Source organism: Mesorhizobium sp. M7A.F.Ca.AU.001.01.1.1 (assembly GCF_004022735.1).
GTDB classification, from domain to species: domain Bacteria; phylum Pseudomonadota; class Alphaproteobacteria; order Rhizobiales; family Rhizobiaceae; genus Mesorhizobium; species Mesorhizobium ciceri.
In genome coordinates this window covers 1-5158 of record NZ_RZPF01000489.1, presented here as the reverse complement: position 1 = coordinate 5158, position 5158 = coordinate 1, and the positions used below count along the sequence as shown (strand labels likewise).

Sequence of the window (5158 nt, the reverse complement as noted above, 5' to 3'; positions counted from 1 at the left end):
GAGCTGCAGGCGTTGGCTTCATGGCCGCGATGGCGCCATCGGCCTGGGCAACGACGCTTTCGACCGACGCCGTCTTCGCCACCGCTTTCGTCAAACGCGACGGCAGCTTTGGCGCTGCCGTCCTGTCCGAGGCCGGCAAAGTCCTGCATGCGATCGATCTGCCCGATCGCGGCCACGATGTCACCTTCGATCCCATATCGAAACGCTCGGTGGTCTTCGCGCGGCAACCCGGCACCTTTGCCGTGGTTTTCGACCATTCGGGCCGTGATGCGCCGCTGACCATCGCCAGCATCGCCGGCCGGCATTTCTTCGGCCATGGCGTGTTTTCGGCCGACGGTGCGCTGCTCTATGCCACCGAAAACGACTTCGACAACGCCGCCGGCGTCGTCGGCGTCTACGATGCGCGGGCGAAATTCAGCCGTGTCGGCGAGTTCCCGACCTATGGAATGGGTCCGCACGAGCTTCTGCTCCTGGGCGATGGCAGGACGATTGCGGTAGCAAATGGCGGCATCGAGACCCATCCGGATTACGGCCGCGCCGAGCTCAACATTGCGACCATGAAGCCGTCCTACGTGCTGATAGACCGCGTCACCGGCGACCTCATCGAGAAGCACGAATTGCCGGCCGCACTGCATCAGCTGTCGATCCGCCACATGGACACCGATCCGTCCGGCACGGTCTGGTTCGGTTGCCAGTACAGGGGCCCGGGCACCGATCGTCCGCTGCTGGTCGGCCGCGCGGTGCGCGGCAAGGAATTGCAACTGCTCGACATGCCGCAGGACGTTTTGTCCGGCTTCCGCAACTACATAGGCTCGGTCGCCGCCAATCCGGCTGCCGGCACGGTCGCGGTCTCCTCGCCGGAAGGCAACTCGCTTGTCGTGCTCGATGCGGCCAGCGGACGGGTCGTCGCGAACAGCGCGCTGGTCGAGGTCTGCGGCGTGGCTCCCGATGGAACCGGCTTCATGGCCACCACCGGCGCTGGCGAGATCGTCGAGGGCAGTGGTGCGACACGCTCCGAACCGGACTATGTCTGGGACAACCACATGCTGCGCATCGAGCAGGCCGCATAGGCCACAAGCGAAGCCGCTTAACGAATTATGCACTATCCCCTTGCGGTGGCGGGCCGTGGCGGGCACAGGGAATTGTCTTTCGAACCGGTTGCTTCATGAAATTGCTTGCCATCGACTGTGCCGCCAACCTCTGCGCCGCTAGCGTCTATGACGCGACGGCGAAGCGGGAGCTCGGCCGCTCGGTGCTCGATCTCGGCAAGGGCCATGCCGAGCAGCTGATGGCGGTCATCGCCGAAGCGCTGGAGGCAGGCGCAACCGACTATGCAGGTCTTGGCGCCATTGCCGTGTCTGTCGGCCCCGGTTCCTTCACCGGTCTGCGGGTCGGCGTCTCGACCGCGCGTGGCCTGGCGCTGGCGCTGAAGATACCGGCAATCGGAGTGACGACACTGGAGGCGCTGGCTGCCGAAGCAGCGACGGCATTTCCCGGTCGCGCCGTGCTGGCGGCGCTGGATGCCGGCCGTGAGGAGATCCACGCGGCTTTTTACGACGAAAGGTTAGTCTTGACTTACGGTCCGGCCGTGGCCACGCTGGCCGACGTGGTGGCAATGGCGAAGGCAACGTCTCTGGTGCTTGCCGGCACCGCTGCAGCGCTCATCAGCGCATCGGCCGGGCGCGAATTCGATGTCGGCCCTCGGACGGCCACCGCCGACATTGTCACCTACGCCCGCCTGGCTGCCGCCAAGGGCGCGGGCGAACGGCCGAAACCACTCTATCTGCGCGGCGCCGACGCCAAGCCGCAGGCCGGGTTCATTCTTTCAAGGATCAGACCATGATCCCGAAAAGTGGAAGCCGGTTTTCACGGACAACGGTTCCCGTTTGTCCAGAGATCATGGTCAAACAAGAAAACAAAAATTAGATGCGCATACCTTTTCTCCAATCACGCCGCCGGGACTATGCGCTCGAGCCGCTGAGGATCGCCGACAGTCCGGCGGTCTCGCTGCTGCATCGCGAGGACTTTGTCCGCCCCTGGACCGATGGCGAATTTGCCGCCTTGCTCGAACAGGACACCGTGTTCGGCTATGCCGCGCGCGAAACCGGACAGGGCTCCAAGCCGCCCGTCGGCTTCGTGCTGGCGCGGCTTGCGGCAGGCGAGGGCGAGATCCTGACCGTCGCGGTGGCGCGATCGCATCGCCGGCAGGGGTTGGGCTGGCAATTGATGGACGCGGTGTTGCGCGAACTGCACGCGCAGCGCGCCGAAGCGCTGTTCCTCGAGGTCGACGAGACTAATGTCGCGGCGATCGCGCTTTATCGCCGGCTGGGCTTCCGCGAGGTCGGCAAGCGGCCGAATTACTACAGGTCGGCCGAACACGGACCGACCGGCGCGCTTGTCATGCGCCGCGATCTTCGCTAGCGAGACGGCCGGGATGGGGCGATGATCAAGAAAATCAGGATTTTCCTGGCGCTGGGCCTCGTTGTCGCCGGTTCGCTGGTCCTCGTGCCGTTACAGATACTGTCGATGAAGACCGGCTGGTGGCCGGAAACCTTCATCCTCAAGATCTGGCACAGGCTGATCATCAGGGCGCTCGGCATGCGCATCCATGTCAAGGGGACGCTGTCCGACAAGCGCCCGCTGCTGGTTGCGTCCAATCACATCTCCTGGACCGACATCATGGTGCTCGGCTCTTTTGCCGACGTAAAATTCATCGCCAGGGCTGATATGGAAGGCTGGCCGCTGATCGGCATGCTTTCGAAGCTGCAGCGTACCGTGTTCATCGAGCGCGAGCGCAAGCGTTCGTCGGGCGACCAGGCAAGCGAGATTGCCAGCCGCATGGCCAAGGGCGATGCGATGGTGCTGTTTGCCGAGGGCTCGACCGGCGACGGCAATATGGTCCTGCCGTTCAAGAGCACGCTGTTCGGCGCCGCCTCGATGGCGATTTCGGAAGGCGCGGCGGAACAGGTGTTCATCCAGCCGGTGGCGATCGCCTATACGCGTCTGCACGGCGTGCCGCTCGGCCGCCGGCATCGCCCGCTTGCCGCCTGGATCGGCGATGAGGATTTGATGCCGCATCTCAAGGTATTGCTGGCGGAGGGCGCGCTCGACGTCGAGGTGCATTTCGGCGAGGCAATCGCCTTTTCCAAGGGTTCGAACCGCAAGGAGACGTCGAAACTGATGGAAAGCCAGGTGCGTGAGATGATGCAGGCGGCGCTTGCCGACCCGCGGCCGAGCCGCTAGCCCCGGCATGCCCTTGCTGGCGCGGGCCGAGAATCGTCTGTTTTTTGTCACGGAAAGGCGTTAGAAGCCGCCTTATGGACTTGAACACGATAGAAAGCGACGACATCGGCACTATGGCTGGACAGCCGGCAGTGCTTTCCACGGCAGCGAAAAAAGTCTTCATCAAGACCTATGGCTGCCAGATGAACGTCTATGATTCGCAGCGTATGGCCGATGCGCTGGCTGCCGACGGCTATTCCGCGACCGATGCCATTGGCGAGGCGGACCTGGTGCTGCTGAACACCTGTCATATCAGGGAGAAGGCGGCCGAAAAGGTCTATTCCGAGCTCGGCCGTATCCGCGACATGAAAGCCGAGCGTGCCCTGGCCGGCCGCGAGATGCTGGTCGGCGTCGCCGGCTGCGTGGCGCAGGCCGAAGGCGCCGAGATCATCCGCCGTTCGCCGGCCGTCGACCTGGTCATCGGCCCGCAGACTTATCACCGGCTCCCCGACGTGCTGGCGCGGGTGCGCGGCGGCGAAAAGATCGTCGAGACCGACTACGCCATCGAGGACAAGTTCGAGCATCTGCCGCAGTCCAAGCGCGCCGAGGTCATCAAGCGCGGCGTCACCGCCTTCCTCACCGTGCAGGAAGGCTGCGACAAGTTCTGCACCTTCTGCGTCGTGCCCTATACCAGAGGCTCCGAAGTTTCCCGGCCGGTGGCGCAGATTGTCGCGGAGGCTGAGCGCCTGGCTGAAGCCGGGGTGCGCGAAGTGACGCTGCTTGGCCAGAACGTCAATGCCTGGCATGGCCAGGGCGAGAACGGCCACGAGTGGGGCCTTGGCCGCCTGCTGTTCAGGCTGGCCGAAATCCCCGGGCTGGCGCGTCTGCGCTACACCACCAGCCACCCGCGCGACATGGATGACGAGTTGATAGCGGCCCATCGCGATCTGCCGGCGTTGATGCCCTATCTGCATCTGCCGGTGCAATCGGGCTCCGACCGCATCCTCAAGGCGATGAATCGCCGGCACACGGCGAGGGATTATCTGGCGCTGCTCGACCGTATCCGCACTGCCCGGCCTGACATCGCGCTTTCCGGCGACTTCATCGTCGGCTTTCCCGGCGAGACAGAAGCGGATTTCGAGGCGACCATGGAGCTGGTGCGTCAGGTGAATTACGCCTCGGCCTTCTCCTTCAAATATTCGCCGCGCCCCGGCACGCCAGGCGCCGAAATGGCCGATCATGTGCCGGAAACGGTCAAGGACGAGCGCCTGCAGCGGCTGCAGGCTCTGCTTGTGAAGCAGCAGCAGGACTTCGGCTTGAGCCTCATCGGCAGCACCATCGACACGCTGATCGAGAAGCCCGGCCGCCAGGCCGGCCAGAAGGTAGGCCGCTCACCTTGGCTGCAGCCGGTTATTGTTGATGAAAAGGCCGGCGAAATCGGTGACATTATCCAGGTGCGAATCACGAAGACGGGCTACAACAGCCTGTTCGCCGAATTGGCCTGAGGGTCTCGGCAGATGAGGAGAGACGGTTGAGCGCAGCAGAGCTGAAGAACCTGCCCCCGGTACCGGCATCTGGGGCTTCTGACATGGCGCACATCGTTCTGACTTTCGACAACAACAAGCTTGCCAGCGCCCTCTATGGTCAGTTCGACGAAAACCTCGCCCGGCTCGAGCAGAAGCTTGGCGTCGACATCCGCTCACGCGGCAACCAGCTGACCATCAAAGGGTCCGCTTCTGCCGCCGAGCAGGCGCGCCGCGCCCTGGACAATCTTTACGGCATTCTCCAGAAAGGCGTCGATATCGGCCAGTCCGACGTTGACGGCGCCGTGCGCATGGCGATTGCCGCCGACGATCAGTTGACCCTGCCAACGCTGGAACGCAAGGGCAAGGTCTCCGCCGCCCAGATCGCCACCCGCAAGAAGACGATCTATGCC

Annotated in this window: 5 protein-coding genes and 1 pseudogene; all 6 read left to right on the top strand. The window is 64.0% G+C overall.

Annotation, left to right across the window (positions count from 1 at the left end; translation table 11 throughout):
* On the top strand, window positions 1-1070 hold a 1070-nt coding region (locus tag EN884_RS25180; RefSeq protein WP_128360791.1), incomplete at its 5' end, for a DUF1513 domain-containing protein.
* A 95-nt stretch (window positions 1071-1165) separates the two neighbouring features.
* Window positions 1166-1843 carry a tRNA (adenosine(37)-N6)-threonylcarbamoyltransferase complex dimerization subunit type 1 TsaB gene (gene tsaB, locus EN884_RS25175; RefSeq protein WP_063169988.1) on the top strand — a complete coding sequence of 226 codons (678 nt, stop codon included), beginning with the start codon at window positions 1166-1168 and terminating at the stop codon, window positions 1841-1843.
* Between the two features lie 83 nt (window positions 1844-1926).
* A complete protein-coding gene (gene rimI / locus EN884_RS25170; RefSeq protein WP_063169989.1) occupies window positions 1927-2421 on the top strand; it encodes a ribosomal protein S18-alanine N-acetyltransferase in 495 nt (164 codons plus the stop codon).
* Window positions 2422-2442: 21 nt separating this feature from the next.
* A complete protein-coding gene (locus EN884_RS25165; protein ID WP_063169990.1) occupies window positions 2443-3243 on the top strand; it encodes a 1-acyl-sn-glycerol-3-phosphate acyltransferase in 801 nt (266 codons plus the stop codon).
* A gap of 113 nt (window positions 3244-3356) precedes the next feature.
* The gene (gene miaB, locus EN884_RS25160) at window positions 3357-4727 is read left to right on the top strand and encodes a tRNA (N6-isopentenyl adenosine(37)-C2)-methylthiotransferase MiaB (RefSeq protein WP_244514371.1); all 1371 of its coding nucleotides are present in this window, start codon (window positions 3357-3359) and stop codon (window positions 4725-4727) included.
* Window positions 4728-4810: 83 nt separating this feature from the next.
* A pseudogene (locus EN884_RS25155) lies at window positions 4811-5158 on the top strand (PhoH family protein); the annotation flags it as partial.